1 protein-coding gene is annotated in these 233 nt (G+C 51.9%); it reads left to right on the top strand.

The window, feature by feature from the left end; all coding sequences use genetic code 11:
- Positions 1-191 (top strand): hypothetical protein (locus Q4563_RS22915; protein WP_303606191.1); only part of this gene is annotated, 191 nt, incomplete at its 5' end.
- Positions 192-233: the final 42 nt, after the last annotated feature.

Here is a 233-nt window from a genome sequence, read left to right as displayed (position 1 = left end):
ATACGGCCCAGCATGAATATTCATTAACCAGGCAAGATTACAGCACCGCCAACCGTCAAATAACCAGAGCGGCAAACCACACAGAAGCGCTATCAGAGAAAGGAAAACAGGCAGCAACGACGAATGTCGTCACCGATGTTACAGAGGCTTCGGCACAAAGGCACAAATCTGCCAACGGCCGACGTTGGTAAAAAGCGGCCAAGGCCGCCATATCTGGGGAGACACATCACAGC

This window comes from Gilvimarinus sp. 1_MG-2023, from assembly GCF_030548285.1.
Note: the sequence above shows the minus strand (reverse complement) of the source record. Positions and strands in the feature narration are given on the sequence as shown.